The sequence below is a fragment of the Pedobacter aquatilis genome (genome assembly GCF_032678405.1).
GTDB classification, from domain to species: domain Bacteria; phylum Bacteroidota; class Bacteroidia; order Sphingobacteriales; family Sphingobacteriaceae; genus Pedobacter; species Pedobacter aquatilis_A.
Genome location: NZ_JAVTSJ010000006.1, coordinates 294,103 through 311,377, shown reverse-complemented (window position 1 = coordinate 311,377; position 17,275 = coordinate 294,103). Strand labels below are relative to the sequence as shown.

General features: G+C 38.9%; 18 protein-coding genes and 1 tRNA gene. 10 read left to right on the top strand and 9 right to left on the bottom strand.

The features are described from left to right. Window positions 1–10: 10 nt before the first annotated feature. Window positions 11–1,612: a DUF6600 domain-containing protein gene (locus tag R2R71_RS17340; RefSeq protein WP_316832535.1), complete on the bottom strand. Its 1,602-nt coding sequence runs from the start codon at window positions 1,610–1,612 to the stop codon at window positions 11–13. A gap of 281 nt (window positions 1,613–1,893) precedes the next feature. On the opposite strand from R2R71_RS17340, the gene R2R71_RS17335 reads away from it, so the two are divergent. Together R2R71_RS17335 and R2R71_RS17330 are read left to right on the top strand one after the other, a co-directional pair. Continuing rightward, window positions 1,894–2,595 (top strand): SAM-dependent methyltransferase, encoded by a 702-nt coding sequence (locus R2R71_RS17335; protein ID WP_316832534.1) that lies wholly within the window; start codon window positions 1,894–1,896, stop codon window positions 2,593–2,595. A gap of 9 nt (window positions 2,596–2,604) precedes the next feature. After that, the gene (locus R2R71_RS17330) at window positions 2,605–3,252 is read left to right on the top strand and encodes an HAD family hydrolase (protein ID WP_316832533.1); all 648 of its coding nucleotides are present in this window, start codon (window positions 2,605–2,607) and stop codon (window positions 3,250–3,252) included. 28 nt (window positions 3,253–3,280) lie between these two features. Here the strand turns inward: R2R71_RS17330 and nadD are convergent, their stop codons facing one another. The 4 genes from nadD to R2R71_RS17310 form a co-directional block, all read right to left on the bottom strand. Continuing rightward, window positions 3,281–3,853, bottom strand: a complete 573-nt coding sequence (gene nadD, locus R2R71_RS17325) for a nicotinate (nicotinamide) nucleotide adenylyltransferase (protein ID WP_316832532.1) — start codon at window positions 3,851–3,853, stop codon at window positions 3,281–3,283. Window positions 3,854–3,959: 106 nt separating this feature from the next. Beyond that, complete coding sequence (gene gmk, locus R2R71_RS17320) at window positions 3,960–4,529, bottom strand: guanylate kinase (protein WP_316832531.1); 570 nt, start codon at window positions 4,527–4,529, stop codon at window positions 3,960–3,962. A gap of 68 nt (window positions 4,530–4,597) precedes the next feature. Further along, window positions 4,598–5,461, bottom strand: a complete 864-nt coding sequence (locus R2R71_RS17315; protein WP_316832530.1) for a YicC/YloC family endoribonuclease — start codon at window positions 5,459–5,461, stop codon at window positions 4,598–4,600. A 74-nt stretch (window positions 5,462–5,535) separates the two neighbouring features. Next, window positions 5,536–6,267: a lysophospholipid acyltransferase family protein gene (locus R2R71_RS17310; protein ID WP_316832529.1), complete on the bottom strand. Its 732-nt coding sequence runs from the start codon at window positions 6,265–6,267 to the stop codon at window positions 5,536–5,538. 71 nt (window positions 6,268–6,338) lie between these two features. On the opposite strand from R2R71_RS17310, the gene R2R71_RS17305 reads away from it, so the two are divergent. Beyond that, the gene (locus R2R71_RS17305; protein WP_316832528.1) at window positions 6,339–7,052 is read left to right on the top strand and encodes a hypothetical protein; all 714 of its coding nucleotides are present in this window, start codon (window positions 6,339–6,341) and stop codon (window positions 7,050–7,052) included. A gap of 86 nt (window positions 7,053–7,138) precedes the next feature. On the opposite strand, the gene rnc is transcribed toward R2R71_RS17305, so the two are convergent. The 3 genes from rnc to R2R71_RS17290 form a co-directional block, all read right to left on the bottom strand. Next, complete coding sequence (gene rnc, locus R2R71_RS17300; protein ID WP_316832527.1) at window positions 7,139–7,867, bottom strand: ribonuclease III; 729 nt, start codon at window positions 7,865–7,867, stop codon at window positions 7,139–7,141. Between the two features lie 92 nt (window positions 7,868–7,959). After that, window positions 7,960–9,213 carry a beta-ketoacyl-ACP synthase II gene (fabF, locus tag R2R71_RS17295; RefSeq protein ID WP_316832526.1) on the bottom strand — a complete coding sequence of 418 codons (1,254 nt, stop codon included), beginning with the start codon at window positions 9,211–9,213 and terminating at the stop codon, window positions 7,960–7,962. Window positions 9,214–9,234: 21 nt separating this feature from the next. Beyond that, window positions 9,235–9,471, bottom strand: a complete 237-nt coding sequence (locus tag R2R71_RS17290; RefSeq protein ID WP_008508386.1) for an acyl carrier protein — start codon at window positions 9,469–9,471, stop codon at window positions 9,235–9,237. A gap of 157 nt (window positions 9,472–9,628) precedes the next feature. Between R2R71_RS17290 and R2R71_RS17285 the strand changes: the two genes are divergently transcribed. The 4 genes from R2R71_RS17285 to R2R71_RS17270 all read left to right on the top strand — a co-directional run bounded on the left by R2R71_RS17285 (window position 9,629) and on the right by R2R71_RS17270 (window position 12,869). Next, on the top strand, window positions 9,629–10,048 hold the full coding sequence (locus R2R71_RS17285) for an IPExxxVDY family protein (RefSeq protein WP_316832525.1): 420 nt from the start codon (window positions 9,629–9,631) through the stop codon (window positions 10,046–10,048). 150 nt (window positions 10,049–10,198) lie between these two features. After that, complete coding sequence (gene pyk, locus R2R71_RS17280; RefSeq protein WP_316832524.1) at window positions 10,199–11,629, top strand: pyruvate kinase; 1,431 nt, start codon at window positions 10,199–10,201, stop codon at window positions 11,627–11,629. 382 nt (window positions 11,630–12,011) lie between these two features. Next, window positions 12,012–12,096, top strand: a tRNA-Ser gene (locus R2R71_RS17275). Window positions 12,097–12,365: 269 nt separating this feature from the next. Further along, entirely contained in the window at window positions 12,366–12,869 is a 504-nt protein-coding gene (locus tag R2R71_RS17270; protein ID WP_316832523.1) for an SRPBCC domain-containing protein, read from the top strand. 82 nt (window positions 12,870–12,951) lie between these two features. Here the strand turns inward: R2R71_RS17270 and R2R71_RS17265 are convergent, their stop codons facing one another. After that, entirely contained in the window at window positions 12,952–14,001 is a 1,050-nt protein-coding gene (locus R2R71_RS17265) for a serine hydrolase domain-containing protein (RefSeq protein WP_316832522.1), read from the bottom strand. A gap of 290 nt (window positions 14,002–14,291) precedes the next feature. On the opposite strand from R2R71_RS17265, the gene hemW reads away from it, so the two are divergent. The 3 genes from hemW (at window position 14,292) to R2R71_RS17250 (ending at window position 17,185) form a co-directional block, all read left to right on the top strand. Further along, complete coding sequence (gene hemW, locus R2R71_RS17260) at window positions 14,292–15,419, top strand: radical SAM family heme chaperone HemW (protein WP_316832521.1); 1,128 nt, start codon at window positions 14,292–14,294, stop codon at window positions 15,417–15,419. 116 nt (window positions 15,420–15,535) lie between these two features. Next, the gene (locus R2R71_RS17255; RefSeq protein WP_316832520.1) at window positions 15,536–16,318 is read left to right on the top strand and encodes an SDR family oxidoreductase; all 783 of its coding nucleotides are present in this window, start codon (window positions 15,536–15,538) and stop codon (window positions 16,316–16,318) included. A 315-nt stretch (window positions 16,319–16,633) separates the two neighbouring features. Beyond that, window positions 16,634–17,185 carry a fasciclin domain-containing protein gene (locus R2R71_RS17250; protein ID WP_316832519.1) on the top strand — a complete coding sequence of 184 codons (552 nt, stop codon included), beginning with the start codon at window positions 16,634–16,636 and terminating at the stop codon, window positions 17,183–17,185. Window positions 17,186–17,275: the final 90 nt, after the last annotated feature.

The window sequence follows — 17,275 nt, the reverse complement described above, 5'->3', positions numbered from 1 at the left end:
ATATTAAGCCTTATCCTCTTCCACCTCTCGTAGGTCGTCCACCCCCTTCTGAGCTTCTTTCGTTACCACGGCTTTGCTGCTGACGCTGTTGCTCTGCCTGTTGAGAACGTTGTTGCTGCATTTGCTCGTTACGTTGTTGCATTTGCTGGCGTTGCTGATCTTGCTGTGCACGTTGTTGTTGTTGCTGCTGATCGCGTTGTGCCCTTTGCTGTTCCATCTGGGCTGAACGTTGTTGCTGCATTTGTTCATTGCGCTGTTGCATTTGCTGACGTTGCTGATCTTGCTGTGCACGTTGTTGTTGTTGTTGTTGCATCTGTTGATCGCGTTGTGCTCTTTGCTGTTCCATTTGAGCAGAACGTTGTTGCTGCATCTGCTCATTACGCTGCTGCATTTGCTGGCGTTGCTGATCTTGCTGTGCACGTTGTTGCTGTGCCTGCATATCTCTTTGCGCACGCTGCTGGTCCTGGCTCATCCTGTCCTGCTGATTTCTTTGCTGCATTTGCTGGATTCGTTGCTGATCGCGGTTACCCTGTTCTTGCGTACGCTCCATTGCCTGCCTGTTTCGCTGATCTGCATCCCCAAAATTCTGGTTCGCCCTGTCTGTTCTTCCGTTAGCATCGCGGTTAAAAACGCCACCTCTGTTATAAGGCTGGTTATTATTGTCCCTACGATTATCGGCATTACCATTATCCCCTCTGTTATCATTTCGCTGACCAAATCTATTGTCATTTCCACCCCGCTGATCACGGTTTGAATAGCTGTTATCGCCTCTTCCGTTTCTGTTGAAACCCGCATTACCCTGCTCAAATTTCCTTGGTGCAGCATTTCGGTTATCTACAGCGCCACGCTCAGGTCTTGGTCTGTAAATAGAGACTGATCTGCTATCTACCCTGCCGGCACCAGGTCTGCTTCCCTGATCAAATCTGTAAACCCTTACATCCCGGTTGGTTGCACGTCTGATATCTTCTATTCTTGGACCCCCATAATAAGTTCTTCTGTTATAAACATAAGTGTTATTGATAATGGTGGTATTGCGTATGTACACGTTGTTACGGCCATAGTCATACCTTGGAAAAGTATTGATATAAATACTTGCCTGAGGGATAAAGTTCCAGCAAAAATCAGGTACTACATACCGGCGGCCAAAGCTCAGGTTAATGCTGATGCTTGGTGCCATTGGAGCCCAGCCATAATACCCATCACCACTTCTCCAATCAACCCATGCAGGTCCCCAGGTAGTATCAGGTAACCAGATCCATTGTCTGTAGCCATTAATTACCCAACGCCCGTAGTGAAATGGCGCCCAGCCCCAATCATAATTGGAAACCCAGGTATTACCATATTCGGTCATGGCCCAACGCCCGTTGGTATAATAAGGGCGAAATTCATTCTGGTCTACATCCGGACGCCATACATAACCATATTGAGGGTCCTGAATCCAGGTGCCATAAGGCGAAAGTTCATCGTAAAAGGTTTGAAGCGAAATATTACCAGTACTGTAACCATCATCCTGGTAGTTTTCTTCATAGCCTTGTGCCCTGGCAAGGGTGGTTGTTCCGGCAAGGAGCCCAAATAGCCCCAGCACAAGTGCCGTAGTTTTCAGTGTTTTCATTTGTGTGTTTATATTTTAATAACCTAATGTGTGTGTATCAATTAGAGAACCAAAAATGTTACTGGTTTAATATGCAAGCATAGTTTTTTATGTTTTCTGCGAAATATTGCTCCACAGGGCATATTTAACTAATATTTAACGTTTTGTATGCCATATAATTGTGCTGAAAATAAGTCAGCCAGAAATAAAATTTGCTACACCTTTGTTTACAAAAGAGATTATATTGCCCCAACCCGAAACTTTAAAACTTAAATCCTGTTTATTGTGAGTATTTTTGTAGCATGCAAAACGGCACTTTATACCTGATCCCTGTTCCTCTTGCAGAAGAGGCAGCACATAAAACTTTTACCCCATACCTGGTAGATACCATTAACCAGATTGACACCTATATTGTTGAAAATAGTAAAACTGCCCGAAAGTTTTTGAAAGAGGCAGGGCTGAAAACGCCACAAAAGGACTTAATTGTTCATGATTATGGCAAACATAACCGGACAGACTTAGGACAGTTTTTTACAGAGCTTAAAGCCGGAAAAGATGTTGGCCTCATGAGCGAGGCAGGTTGCCCAGGTATAGCCGACCCTGGTGCTGATATTGTAGCCGAGGCGCACAAAAGAGGAATTAAAGTTGTTCCTTTAGTTGGACCCAGCTCTATACTTTTAGCGTTAATGGCTTCTGGTTTTAACGGGCAGAGCTTCGCTTTCTGGGGCTACCTGCCGATTGATAAGGAACACCGCACCAAACGCATTAAAGACCTGGACTTATCCGCAAGCAGGTACAAGCAAACACAGATTTTTATTGAAACCCCTTTTCGCAATAACCAGATGCTCGAGGAAATCTTAAAAAGCTGTAAGCCGAATACCCAGCTTTGTATAGCCTGCAATTTAACGGGAGCTGATGAATACATTAAAACACAGAGTATTTATAACTGGCGGAAAGAAAAAGTAGATTTACACAAGCAACCAGCAATATTTTTATTGTATTAAGCAAAACCAATGTCAAAAATAAAAGCCGTAATGTTCGATTTAGATGGCACCATTGCAAACACACTTCCGTTATGCATCCAGGCTTTCAGACAATCGATAGAACCCTTAATTAACCGTACGCTTACTGATGAGGAAATCATTGCAACCTTTGGCCCCTCAGAAGAAGGTACTATAAAAGCATTAGCGCCATTAGCATATGATGAAGGCGTAAAAAGCTACCTTCATTACTACGAACAGCTTCATAAAATGTGCCCGGCTACTTTTGATGGTATTGAAGATTTATTGAATCACCTGAAAGAAAAAGGCATCCATGTTTCAATGGTGACCGGTAAAGGTAAATACAGTACAGCAATTTCTTTAAAACATTTTAAACTCAGTAATTTCTTCGAAATTATAGAAACAGGTGCCCCTTCCGGCCCAAGAAAAGTAGATGGAATTAAGGCTGTTTTATCGGCTTTACCCGAATTAAAGCCCGAAGAAGTTATCTATGTAGGTGATGCCCCCAGCGATATTGAAGCGAGCAGAAAAGTTGGTATTCCGGTGGTAGCCGCCGCGTGGGCCGAAACCGCTGAGCCTGAAAAGCTAATCCCCCTGAAACCCGATGAAATATTTTATAACATCGAAGAGTTTAAAAACTGGCTTTACAGCAATATTTAAGCTGTTTGTTTTTTGAAAAGGGGCTTGATTATTTGTACATCCCCTTACCATCGATAAAGTCGATTACTTTATCCGGCAGGAAATATTGAATATTTTTATGCTCTTTTATCGCCTTACGGATAAATGTAGAAGAGATTTCCATTAGCGGCGTATTGGTAAAGGTTATTGAGGGATGGTTTTCCCATTCAGATACGTCTGCACCTGGACGGGGATAAACATAAATCTGGTAATTTTTTAATAGTACCTCATAGTTTTTCCATTTTTTGAAAGACACCAGGTTATCGGCCCCCATGATCAACACAAATTCCTTTTCCGGATATTTTTCGTGCAGGTAGGTTAAAGTATCAATGGTGTATGATGGCTGGGGCAATGCAAATTCGATGTCACTTACACGGATATGCTCAGCATTTTCTGTGGCAAGCTTTGCCATTTCCAGGCGGTCGTACATATTGGTTAAACCGCTTTTATCTTTTAGCGGATTATGTGGCGAAACAACCAGCCAAACTTCGTCAAGCCCGGTATGGTTAGCCATATAGTTGGCAATAATTAAATGCCCGGTGTGTATGGGGTTGTATGAACCGAAGAAAAGACCAGTTTTCAATTTACAGTTATTTCTTATTTATGTTATCGTCATTGCGAGGCACGAAGCAATCCTTTAAATTAGCCTTTGTTAATCAGATTGCTTCGTGCCTCGCAATGACGTAAGATTATTTCTTTAAAAAATCCCCTACCAATTGCTCCGCTTCGGCACAGGCAGTTTCCAGATCATAGTTTTTTAAAATTACATCGAATTTATCGGCATAAAGCAATTCTTTCTCTGCTTTAATAAAACGTTCCTGCAGCTTTTCAGCACTATCAGTACCGCGACCACTCAAACGCTCTTTTAAAACTTCAAGCGATGGTGGCTGCACAAAAATAGCCAGTGCGTCTTGTTCGTATTTTCGTTTTAAACGAAGCCCGCCTTCCACGTCAATATCAAAAATAACATGCTTATCATCATTCCAGATCCTTTCGATTTCAGATCTTAATGTTCCATAGAAAGTCCCGTTATAAACTTCTTCAAACTCTACAAATTCCTGGTGTGCAACTTTATGAAGAAACTCTTCTTTTGATATAAAATAATAATCGTTTTCGTGTTGTTCAGCACCTCTAGATTCGCGTGTGGTAGCAGAAATAGAAAAACTTAACTCAGGAAACTTTTTAAGTAAATGGTGTACTATGGTAGTTTTACCTGCTCCTGATGGTGCTGAAAATATAATTAATTTGCCTTGTTTCATTTTGTAAGCGGAAAGCCGAAAGCGCAAAGTCCAAAGCTTTAAGCCTTAGTCTTTAAGCTTTAAGCTTTTTATAAAACGTTTAATAACTGTTCTTTAATTTTCTCTAACTCTTCTTTCATACCCACAACAAACTGTTGTATTTGCGCATCATTAGCTTTTGCGCCCATGGTATTAATTTCACGCCCAATTTCCTGAGAAATGAATCCCAGTTTCTTACCGTTTGCTTCCTTACCATTTAAGGTTTGCAGAAAATAATCGCAATGGCTTTTTAAACGGGTTTTTTCTTCCGTAATATCTATTTTATCGATGTAATAGATCAACTCCTGCTCAAAACGGTTCTGATCGATATTAACTTTACCAACAGCGTCATCTAAAAACTGGTTGAATTTATCGCGGATGGCAGAAATTCTTCTGGGCTCCAGTTCTTCAACCGATTTAAAATAAGAAAGAATATTTTTAATCCTCAGCGCTAAATCAGTTTTTAAAACTGCACCTTCATCCTCCCTGAATTTATTGAAATTAATTATGGCATCAGTAAAGATTTTGTATAATTCGTTCCATTCATCTTCACTAACACTTTCTTCTTTGTAGCTGATTACCTCAGGAAACGTCAGGGCAGTTTGTAATAAATTACTACTGTTGGCTTTTAGCTGTTCGTTTACCGTAACCAGTTGATTATAATAATGCGCCAGCAATTCTGCGTTAATAGTAGCGCCGGTAACTTCACCTGAACTACGCTCTACGGTTATATTCAGGCTAACTTTTCCGCGTTCGATATCTTTACTGCAAACATTGCGCAGAATTAACTCTTTATCAGAAAAGGCTTTAGGATATTTTAAATTAAGCTCGAGAAATTTGCTGTTGAGCGATTTGATTTCGACACTATATTTTGCGTTCGCATAATCGGCTGATGCCAAGCCGTATCCTGTCATGGATTTTATCATGCGCAAAGGTAAGAAAAATAGTGAAGACTTATTAGCGGCAACTAAGAGTTTACATAAAACAGCTATTTCTGTAAAAGTGTAAGTATGGCATTAAATGCCTTTTGTTTCAGTTTTTCTACATCATCGGCGGTCATGCCGTCTACCTGAATAGCTTCGCCAAAATGTGTTTTTATTAATCCGGGCTTAATTAATAATGGGTTTTTACGTGGTAAATGTTCTTTACTGTTCAAAATGGCAAAAGGTAAAAGAGGTGTTTGCGTTTCAATGGCAAGACGGAAAGCCCCGTCAAAAAATGGATTTAACGGATATACAGTTTGGTTCATGGTACCTTCCGGAAAAATGAGAATAGATTGTCCTTCAGCAAGATCTTTTTTAAGTTCTGCAACAGAATGATCGCGGCTTTCGCGGCTACTCCTGTCAATCATCACGACAAGCCTCTTATAAATCCAGCCAAAAACCGGAATTTTAAGCATCTCTATTTTACCCAGCGGACTAAAAGCCTGTGGAATGCAAATTACTATAGCTACAGCATCCAGGAACGATCCGTGATTACCGATGTAGATGTAAGATCTGGAAGTATCAATATGGCTTTTCCCCTGAGCTGTAAACCAAAGGCAGGTAAGCATGCTGAAACCCCATGCCCAACATTTCAGAAAGAAAAAAGAAAAACGTTTACCCGTTTTTTCGTTAAACACCGCCATTGCCAGCATAATGAACGGACAAACCACTACCATTAACACAAAAAATATTGCTGCCGAATACAATAAATACAACATTCCGGCAAACTTTCCCATGGTTCTTAACGTTTTTTTAACAGTTTACTTGGCTAACAATTGTTAATTTTACAAAAAATATCGCACACAAGATGAAATTCCGCTACCTCATTTTCTTTCTTATAATTTGCTTGTCGGGTATTTCAATGGTTTCCAGCGCACAGGAATTTATTGTTAAAGGAGTCGTTTTTGAAAAAGGTGCAAATGTTAGGGTGGCCTTGGCAAATATTAGCAATCAACGTACAAAAATTGGGGTTACCAGCAACGACCTGGGCATGTTTCAGCTTAAAGTAGCAGTTGGCGATACCCTTTTAATTGCCAAAACCTATCTTAACGACCAGCGAATTGTAATCAGGGCACAGCAGGATATCCTTATTTATCTGGTTAGAAGCAGTACCACTTTAAATGAAGTAACCATCATTGGTAATACAAAAAAGCAAGACTTAGCCGATATAAAAAGAGAATATCAAAACAAAGGGGTTTATAATGGTGGAAAATCATCATTCCTGTCGGCAATCTTTAATCCCTTAAATGGCTTATACAATCTGGTTGGAAAAGAACCTAAAAATGCAAGAAGGTTTAGCCGCTATGCTGATAATGAAATAAAACAATCGCAGATTGACACTTATTTTAACCAGACAATAATCAAGAACAACACCACCTTGCGAGGCGACACCTTAGAAAGGTATATGCTTGATTACCGCCCGGAATATCAAAAAGCAGAACACTGGAACAGTTACGACTACATTAAATACATTAAAGAATCGTCGAAGAAATTTACGGATACATTGGGTAAAGGGAAGTAGTTGGCAGTTTTCAGTTCGCAGTTCCTAATGAATCAATTACCAATGAACTAGTCACCAATGACTAATGAACCAATGAGAATGAACTTCTAGATACTAAGCGTTTCGCAGGCCTTTTCGGCGGCCAGTTTTTCAGCGTTTTTCTTGTTATAATCCCTTCCAGTCCCAACTTTTTCACCCTCAACCATGGCACTAATGGTAAATAATTTCGTGCTTTCACCCTCACCATTTTCGGCAAGTTCAAACATTACATCTTTGCCATGCCGCTGACACCACTCAATGAGTTTACTTTTAAAATTGGTTTCAGTAAGTTCAAGGGTATGAATATCGATGTGCGGTTTTACAATCCTCCGGAGTAAAAACTCTTTGGTAAAATTGTAGCCTTTATCCATGTAAATTGCACCAACTATAGCTTCAAAGGCATCACCAAGCATAGAATTATGTTTAGTCTGGATGCTCACTGAACGCTGATCGAACTGAATCAGTTTATCAAAGCCCATTTTCTTTGCCAGTTGGTTCAGGTTTGCCCGGTTTACAATTTTAGAGCGCATTTCCGTTAAGAAACCTTCTTCCTTGTAAGGATAATGCTTAAAGAGTAATTCTGCTATTACCGAGCCTAAAACCGCATCACCCAAAAATTCCAGTCGTTCATTACTGCTGCGGGTTCCGTTTTTCAAAACTTTGGCCACAGAACGGTGCCTGAACGCCATTTTATAAAGCGTTACATTCCCAGGGATGAAACCAAGAATATTTTTCAGCTTTTTAACAAACTCCTTTTCCGGAGAAAGATAAAGTTTATATAATTTTAATATCGGCATTAAATAAATAACACAATTAACGGCTAATCAGCATATTTAACTAAGTTATCTATTTTTAATTAGCATACAAAATTATATAGCCCAGCTTTTTGTTAATCTTCGTATTTCTTGAAAATAACGGATGCGTTGTGACCACCAAAACCGAATGTATTACTTAAAGCAGCCCTAACTACACGTTTTTGCGCTTTATTAAAAGTAAAGTTTAGCTTTGGATCGAAAGCAGGATCATCTGTAAAGTGATTAATTGTAGGAGGTACAATATCATTTTTAACAGCAAGAATTGCAGCGATTGACTCAACAGCTCCGGCAGCACCTAAAAGGTGGCCAGTCATCGATTTTGTTGAACTGATATTTAAGCGATAGGCATCTTCTCCGAATAAATCACCAATAGCTTTGGTTTCACTAATATCGCCCAGTGGCGTAGAAGTACCATGCACATTGATATAATCGATATCGGCAGTAGTTAAACCTGCATCTCTTAAGGCATTAGTCATTACCATTCGTGCGCCCAAACCTTCAGGGTGTGGTGCGGTGATGTGATTAGCATCGGCACTCATACCACCGCCAACAAGTTCTGCATAAATTTTAGCACCTCTTGCTTTAGCGTGTTCAAGTTCTTCTAAGATAATTGTTCCAGCGCCTTCACCAGCTACAAAACCATCCCTGTCTTTATCGAAAGGGCGTGATGCTGTTTGCGGATCGTCGTTGCGTGTAGACAATGCATGCATGGCGTTAAAGCCACCCATTCCTGCCTCGTTAATGATGGCTTCAGAACCACCGCTGATGATTACATCGGCCATACCCAAACGGATATAGTTAAATGCATCGATCATTGCATTTGTAGAAGAAGCACATGCCGAAACAGTTGCAAAGTTTGGCCCACGCAGGCCATATTTGATAGAGATATGCCCTGGAGCAATATCAATAATCATTTTAGGGATAAAAAATGGATTGTACCTTGGGGTACCATCTCCTTTGGCGAAATTAGAAATCTCATCAAGGAAGGTTTTCAATCCACCGATGCCTGCACCCCAGATAACGCCGATTCTGTTGGTATCTAATTTCTCAAAATCAAAACCACCATCTTTCACTGCCTCATCTGTAGCTACCAGCGCATACTGTACAAACGGATCTAGCTTGCGTGCTTCCTTTTTCTCCAGAAAATCTTCCGGGTTAAAGTTTTTTACTTCACAAGCGAATTTGGTTTTAAACTTCTCAGTATCAAAACCCACAATAGGAGCAGCGCCACTCACCCCGTTAGTCAATCCTTCCCAAAAATCAGGAACATTATTGCCTATAGGAGTGAGCGCACCCAACCCTGTTACTACTACTCTTTTTAATTCCATTTATACTGAAAAAGCGTAATTCTACTTAACGTTTTTTTCCAAATAAGCAATTGCTTGACCAACTGTACCGATGGTTTCAGCCTGATCATCAGGAATAGCTACATTGAATTCTTTTTCAAATTCCATAATTAACTCTACGGTATCTAAAGAATCTGCACCCAAATCGTTGGTGAATGAAGCCTCTGGCGTAACTTCGCTTTCGTCAACACCTAGTTTTTCTACGATAATAGCCTTAACTCTTGAAGCAATATCAGACATAATTTTATAATTTAATGGTTAAATAATTCTGTGCAAAGAAAAATAAATTCTTACAATTTTCAAATGTTTTTATTTCGAACCGAAATTTTGGCTCTCAAATAACAAGCGAATATAGAATTAGTTTTTTAATTTCGTTCTGTAAATAATTTATTTCCACTTGAACAAAACTTACCTAAAATTAACCTTAGACCTTGATTTCATACTAATTGCGATAACTGCACCGCTAAAAGATTACGTTTTATGCCACAAAATTAATACGCGTTTAAACACACAATTTGCTAAAGTTGAGGACCATGAAATTTTTTTTAACATTGATGAACCGGCCTGGTCTTTCTCTAAATATTACTTTTTTGTAGAGCAGGGTGAGGTAGAATATTACCTGATCAGTAATAAAAGCAGCGATGGGATTCTCGTACCAGAAATGAATAAAGTTGATTTTTTCATCATCATTAAAGAATTTATTGACAAGGAAGATTTAAATTATTTAATAACCGGACTAAACAAACTACCTGATATACAGGTAGCTGCAAAAATAGATCCTACCAAATTAAAATCGAAAGAGAATTTGGTAATATAAAAATTATATACTTGGTGTATTAAATACACTATATTTGAGGGTTATAATAAAACTGTACAAAACAAAATTATATATAAAATTTAATGCGGTTTGATTAATTTAGGTAATTAATTAAGAACACAAAACTGCATTGCTAAATCAAATTATTAAATGAAACCTTTTCATTCCCGAACAAAAATCGTAGCCACACTCGGCCCAGCTTCAGCTAAACCAGATGTATTATATAGTATGTTTAATGCCGGTTTAGATGTTTGTCGTTTAAACTTCTCTCATGGTTCTCAGGCAGACCATCAGGCTGTTTTAGATACCATTCGCGATCTGAATAAAAAATACGATTATAATGTAGGTATCCTGGCCGATTTGCAGGGACCAAAAATCCGTATCGGTTTAGTTAAAGAAGGTGGTATTAACCTGATTAACGGCACTAAAACGATTATTACAACAAACGAATGTGTTGGTAATGAGGAGCGTATTTATATCACTTACCAGAATTTCCCGCAGGATGTTCAGGCTGGTGAAATTATTTTGCTCGACGACGGAAAACTTCAGATGAAAGTTATTTCGACGAACTTAAAGGATGAAGTAGTTTGCGAAATCGTTCACGGTGGTATTTTAACTTCAAGAAAAGGCGTTAACCTTCCGAATACAAAAGTTTCTATTCCTTCTTTAACCCCTGAAGACCGCGAAAACTTAGAATTTGTTTTACAAAATGATGTAGAATGGATTGGTTTATCTTTTGTTCGTAAGGCTGAAGATATTGTAGAGCTTAAAAAAATAATTGCTGAGCGAGGTAAAACTGCCCGCGTTATTGCTAAAATAGAAAAACCGGAAGCAATTGCTAACATCGATGAAATCATCGCGGCAACAGATGGTATTATGGTTGCCCGTGGAGATTTGGGTGTTGAATGTCCGATGGAAGAAGTTCCTTTATTACAAAAAATGATTGTTGCCAAATGTAGGGCCGCTTCAAAACCTGTAATTGTGGCTACACAGATGCTCGAAAGCATGATTACCACACCTCGCCCAACACGTGCTGAGGTAAACGACGTAGCTAACTCGGTACTTGATGGTGCTGATGCAGTAATGTTAAGTGGCGAAACTTCAGTTGGTGAGTTTCCGTTAATCGTTATTGAAACGATGCAGAAAATTATCCAGAACATTGAAGAAAACAACTACCCTTTCAACCCTGATAAGTTCTTAAAACCAAAATCACCTTCTTTCTTAAGCGATGCGATTTGCGATTCGGCTTGTTTCTTAGCTAAACAAACCAATGCTGTGGGTATCGTATCGATGACTTTGAGTGGTTACACGGCTTTCGAAATTTCGAGCCACAGACCAGAAGCTTTAACATTCATCTTTACCAGCAACAGGGCATTGTTAAATGCAGTGAGCTTGCTTTGGGGTGTTAGGGGTTTTTACTACGATAAGTGGGAAAGTACTGACAATACCATTATCGAAGTTAATGAGTTCTTAAAAAGCAAAAAACTGGTTAAACAAGGCGATATTGTAATTAACACTGCTGCAATCCCTATGGAAGCAAAAGGCAAAACCAATATGTTAAAAATTACGGTTATCGATTAATCACCAAAAAAACAATAATAAAAGGTGCTTCGGATGAATAATCCGGAGCATTTTTTTTGTCTCATTATTCGCAATGCTGAAAATATATAAAGCCTGAGCCAGGCTTTTATGAAGTTCGTTTTTTGATTGGGTTTGCATCAGCCATAAAACAGGTTTCAGTCGGGTAGAATTGTCACAAGCCCGACCAAACCCCGACTAAAATGTATCTTAACCCCGCCTTAACCATAGCGTTTTGTAAATCATTTTATAGAGATATACTTGCATTAGTCGGTTAGGGTAATAAGCGAAAAAACTGCAAATAGCATTTCAGTTTTAAAGCAGTTGAATGCTGTTCTTATTTGCTGATAATATCAATAAAAAATATATTTTTGCACTCCAACATGGAGAGGTGTCAGAGTGGTCGATCGAGCACGCTTGGAAAGCGTGTGTACTGCAAGGTACCGCGGGTTCGAATCCCGCCCTCTCCGCTGAACGGGATTTTTGAAAAATTATCCCATTTTTTCATTTAGATACATTACTAGGTTTCATCGAGCGTTGAAAAGCGAACACTTAAACCACGGAAGGTTTTCAACGCCTGAAGTTTCTTAAAAACTAACTTTACCTCAGTTCAATTTCTGAATATTCAACCCTTAAGTTGGCCGATCTGCCCATCAAAAAAGTAACAGATTAATTCCAACTTTGTGATATAATCGCTTTTTGATACATCACTGGTGAGGAGAAAATAAATCCGGGCATAATGAGCGTTAATTTGCCGATACATGGATTATTTGATGCCATACAGCAAACGATTAACAGTCTGGCGATTTACCCGTATAGAAAAAACAAATACATGAAAAATCCATTAGTTGTAAGCGTATCTATAGAGAAACCTATACATGAAGTCTGGAAGCACTGGACCGCGATAGAGGCTATAAAAATCTGGAATATTCCCTTCGAAGATTGGCATTGTCCGAAAGCAATCAACAACCTAAAAGATGGCGGCACTTTCTTTTACCGAATGGAAAGAAAAGATGCAATGGAAGGCTTTGATTATAGCGGGGTTTACGACAGGGTAATTCCACTAAAATCAATTGAAAGTACCTGCGATGATGGCAGAAAAAGTTTAGTGGAATTCTATACCAAAGAGAATAACACGATTATCCGTGAAACTTTTGAGCCTGAAAATACAACGCCGGTAGCTATTCAGCAAAATTTCACACAGTCGGTTTTGAATCGTTTTAAAGCTTTTATGGAGCAATAGTGTGATTTCATAAATCCGGAGGGTAATAACCTGTATATTTAAATCAAAACTACTGGCATGGTGCGAAACCGGCTCTTAAGCCTTAGCCTTTCGTTGGATAATCAAAAGCTTTTCCTTGTAAAGCCTTGACGATAAAGGCCATAAATTCTTCCTTTTTTATCCGCTCAGCGTTGGTTGTATATGCGATGGAAAGCCTGGTTTTAGGATCATAAATGAGTATAGCATGTGAACCAAGTGTATCTCCTCCGTGTCCATAAAACTTCAGTCCCTCAAAATCCCATTCTGCAATACCACGACCCCAGCTTTCCCGCCCTATAACAGGCAACATTTTTTCCAGTGATGATTTATTAATAAGCTTATACCGGAAAAGGTTCTCCATAAAAATATTAAGTTCTTCTGGTGTAGCACAGATGTCGCCCACACCAATAACATTTACAAAATTAATATCCTTCACCATTGTCCAGTTAGCATCCTTAAACTGATAAGGTTTCAACACATTTTCCGGGCCTGATTTTATCGAAGCAAGGCTTTTCAATTTCAGGGGTTTAATAATTTCCTGTTCCACAACTTTGTGGTAGGGCATTTTGTATTTCGCTTCTACTATTTTCGCCAGCAAATAGTAAGCAGTATTGGAATAACTCACCTTTTCACCTGGCTGGAAACTCACACCCTGTTCAGCGATCAGGTCAAAGATCTCCTTTTCAGTAACATTTTCTGTTACCCATACCTCACCGTCTTTTACAACATAACTACCAAGCCCGCTGGTATGTGCCAATAAATGGCCAATGCTGATTTTCGCTGCATTCGGCACTTTTGGAAATAGGTTAGATAGTTTATCATCCAGGCTTAATTTCCCAGCCTCCACTAGCTTAAAAATCAAAGTCGCAGTAACCAGTTTGGTTACCGAACCTACCTGGTATTTATATGTTTCAGGTAAATTACTGCTAATGTTTTCCTGTCCAAAGTCTTTATTGTACACCTGTTTGCCATCCTTAAAGACGGATAGACTACCGGCCCCCAGATTATTACGACTAATATGGTTTAAAAACTCATCGAGCTTTCCCTGGTCTACCTGCTGGGCAGCAAGAAGGTTTGAAAACAACAAGAGCAGTAACATGAAACGAATTTTCATTTTTAGATGGTTTTTGTGGCTTATTCCTTAAGTCTGATAAAAATTAACAAGCAGCTAATTCCTGCCCGAAAGTATTAAATTCAATGCAGAACCCGAAAATTCCAGGTTGAATTTGTCATGGGAATTCCCGCTATTAAATAAGCCTTTATTTTTATTTAAGGTTTTTCTGGCAAACTTTACTTTATGCATAACCTAACTTTAGGGCAGTTCAATTTTTGAATAAGTAATTTCTTACTTTTGCTTCTTCAATTTTTTGCTGGAGCAACATTCAAAACATCCAAAATCATTAAATGTCCGGAATTTACATTCATATTCCTTTTTGCAAAAAGGCTTGTCATTATTGCGATTTTCATTTCAGCACCTCGTTAAAATATGCAGATGAAATGGTTGAGGCTATATGCAAAGAAATAAAAATGAAGAAAGATAGAATTTCCGGTCAGGTTGGTTCGATCTACTTCGGTGGCGGAACGCCATCAATATTATCGCTACCAGCCTTACAGAAAATTTTTGACGCCATTAACAGTACCTTTTCGGTTAATGCCAATGCTGAAATTACGATTGAAACCAATCCGGATGATTTAACCGCAGCGAAACTAAAAGCACTTAAACAACTGCCTGTTAACCGCTTTAGTATAGGTATCCAATCTTTTTATAACGAAGACTTGATCTGGATGAACCGGGCGCACAATGCTGAGGAAGCAGAAAGCTGTATAAAAAGAAGTCAGGATGCCGGTTTTGAAAACCTTACCCTCGATTTGATTTACGGCTACCCGCTACTTACCGATACGAAATGGCTTACGAATATTAATCATGCAATCGAATTAAGTGTACCCCATATTTCGGCCTATGCCTTAACTGTCGAACCTAAAACAGCTTTGGCACATGCCATTAAAAACAAAAAGCAGCCTCCAGTTAATGATACGCAGAGTGCGGCCCAATTTGTAATGCTCATGGATAAATTAAAAACTGCCGGTTTTGAACATTACGAGATTTCGAACTTTGCCAAGCCAGGCTGCTATGCTGTGCACAATACAAATTACTGGAAAGGAATACCCTATATTGGCATTGGCCCTTCGGCACATGGTTTTGATGGAAGAAACCGTTATATGAACCCTGCAAATAATGCTTTGTATATGGAAAAACTGTCCAAAAACAGTTTACCTGAAACGGTTGAAGAGTTAACCTTACAAGACCGCTTTAATGAATACATGATGACTTCGTTAAGAACAATGTGGGGTACTGATTTAAACAAAATAAATACCGATTTTGGGAAAGATTTTCTTGAAGAAACCAGACATAACCTGCGGAGCTTTGAAGATAAAGACTGGTTAATTTATGAAGGTGATATTATAAAATTAAGTGAGAACGGGAAGCTTTTTGCCGACCATATTGCTGCAGAATTGTTTATTGTTGATTAGGTATTAGTGATTTTAAAATAAGAGAATGTGTGTATCAATTGATAATTCAATCACCTCACCACTCACTAATTCGTTTATTAATTCAGTAATCCAATTATACAAAAATTTAAAAATACATGTCAAAAATTGTATGGATTACAGGTGCATCTTCAGGTATTGGAGAAGCCCTGGTATATGAATATTTTAAGGCCGGAAATAAACTGATTATTTCTGCCCGTAACCGAGATGAGCTTTTTAGGGTGAAAGGCAACTGCCAAAACTCCTTTAATGTTCATGTTTTACCTTTCGATTTAAGTGAAACTGAAATCTTAGCAGATAAGGCTAATGATGCAGTAAAGATATTCGGAAAGATAGACCTGCTTATTAACAGTGGTGGGGTAAGCCAGCGGGGACTGGCACTGGAAACAGGACTTGATACCGAACAAAAAATAATGGACACCAATTTCTGGGGAACGGTGGTGCTGAGCAAAGCTGTTCTGCCATCGATGATTAAAAACGGTGGTGGACAAATTGTAGTGGTAAGTAGTTTAGTTGGTAAATTCGGAACAAAATTACGTTCTGCCTACGCGGCTTCAAAACATGCACTGCATGGTTATTTCGATTCATTACGCTCGGAGGTTTACAACAAAAATATCAGTATAACAATTGTTTGCCCGGGTTTTATTAAAACCAATGTATCAGTTAACGCCCTTACGGCAAGTGGCAACAGCCAGGGCACAATGGATGATGCACAGGCTAACGGCATGGAGGCAAAAGATTGTGCATTTGAAATTATTAAAGCCATTAACATGAAAAAAGAAGAGGTTTACATTGGTGGCAAAGAAACCAAAGCCATTTGGATGAAACGTTTTTTCCCAAACTTTTTTTCGAAGAAAATAAGGGAAGCTAAGGTTACCTGAGTCGTTTAAATCAGCTCATTTTTTAACAACATAAACGAAACCTGTGTACCATGCACAGGTTTTTTTATTTAAACCGTATGCAGTGGCATAATTTAAATATGCAGCTACTTATGCCTTAGGCTGACCTGAATTATTTAAAAGATTTAGCGGAAAGATGTGCTGAAATACCCTAAGTATTGTTGAATCACATTTTAAATAAAAAAAATAAACAGCTGACAAACAACACATTACAATTAAATTTTATTTCTAAAAAACCAGACATCAGTAAGCTGTCGTAAATGGATTCAAATAACAGAAACTTAAAAATTAGAAATAATGAAAAAATTAATCTTATCAGCCTTTGCTGTATTTACTATGGCAATTACTACTCAGGTTTACGCTCAAAAAAATCCGATGGTTGGTGGTGCCGCCATGTATGCAACGAAAGATATTGTTGATAATGCGGTAAACTCAAAAGACCACACTACCCTTGTTGCAGCTGTAAAAGCAGCAGGTTTGGTTGAAACTTTAAAAGGCGCCGGTCCGTTTACCGTGTTTGCCCCTACCAATGCCGCATTTGATAAATTACCTGCCGGAACAGTTGATATGCTGGTGAAACCGGAAAACAAGGCTACCCTTACAAAAATTTTAACCTACCATGTTGTTGCCGGTAAAATGGATAGCAAAGCAATTGCAGCTGCCATTAAAGCTGGTGGTGGCAAAGCTGAATTAACAACTGTTGAAGGCGGCAAGCTATGGGCATGGATGGAAGGAAAAAAATTAGTATTAAAAGATGAAAAAGGCGGCATGAGCACCGTAACGATTGCTGATGTATACCAGAAAAATGGTGTGATCCACGTGGTTGATACCGTTTTAATGCCTAAATAATATTATCATCCCCAGTACAACAATTAAAACGTTCCTGCCAAAGCGGGAGCGTTTTTTTTGTTGTTAAATCAATCACGAACAGCATTATTT

Excerpts from the sequence above, each read along its gene's own strand:
- R2R71_RS17265 (WP_316832522.1), bottom strand. The coding sequence starts at position 14,001 with ATGAAAATTCGTTTCATGTTACTGCTCTTGTTGTTTTCAAACCTTCTT.
- R2R71_RS17255 (WP_316832520.1), top strand. The coding sequence starts at position 15,536 with ATGTCAAAAATTGTATGGATTACAGGTGCATCTTCAGGTATTGGAGAA.
- R2R71_RS17335 (WP_316832534.1), top strand. The coding sequence starts at position 1,894 with ATGCAAAACGGCACTTTATACCTGATCCCTGTTCCTCTTGCAGAAGAG.
- rnc (WP_316832527.1), bottom strand. The coding sequence starts at position 7,867 with ATGCCGATATTAAAATTATATAAACTTTATCTTTCTCCGGAAAAGGAG.
- R2R71_RS17340 (WP_316832535.1), bottom strand. The coding sequence starts at position 1,612 with ATGAAAACACTGAAAACTACGGCACTTGTGCTGGGGCTATTTGGGCTC.
- R2R71_RS17290 (WP_008508386.1), bottom strand. The coding sequence starts at position 9,471 with ATGTCTGATATTGCTTCAAGAGTTAAGGCTATTATCGTAGAAAAACTA.
- R2R71_RS17305 (WP_316832528.1), top strand. The coding sequence starts at position 6,339 with ATGAAATTCCGCTACCTCATTTTCTTTCTTATAATTTGCTTGTCGGGT.
- R2R71_RS17315 (WP_316832530.1), bottom strand. The coding sequence starts at position 5,461 with ATGACAGGATACGGCTTGGCATCAGCCGATTATGCGAACGCAAAATAT.
- R2R71_RS17250 (WP_316832519.1), top strand. The coding sequence starts at position 16,634 with ATGAAAAAATTAATCTTATCAGCCTTTGCTGTATTTACTATGGCAATT.
- R2R71_RS17330 (WP_316832533.1), top strand. The coding sequence starts at position 2,605 with ATGTCAAAAATAAAAGCCGTAATGTTCGATTTAGATGGCACCATTGCA.
- R2R71_RS17270 (WP_316832523.1), top strand. The coding sequence starts at position 12,366 with ATGAGCGTTAATTTGCCGATACATGGATTATTTGATGCCATACAGCAA.
- fabF (WP_316832526.1), bottom strand. The coding sequence starts at position 9,213 with ATGGAATTAAAAAGAGTAGTAGTAACAGGGTTGGGTGCGCTCACTCCT.
- hemW (WP_316832521.1), top strand. The coding sequence starts at position 14,292 with ATGTCCGGAATTTACATTCATATTCCTTTTTGCAAAAAGGCTTGTCAT.
- pyk (WP_316832524.1), top strand. The coding sequence starts at position 10,199 with ATGAAACCTTTTCATTCCCGAACAAAAATCGTAGCCACACTCGGCCCA.
- gmk (WP_316832531.1), bottom strand. The coding sequence starts at position 4,529 with ATGAAACAAGGCAAATTAATTATATTTTCAGCACCATCAGGAGCAGGT.
- R2R71_RS17310 (WP_316832529.1), bottom strand. The coding sequence starts at position 6,267 with ATGGGAAAGTTTGCCGGAATGTTGTATTTATTGTATTCGGCAGCAATA.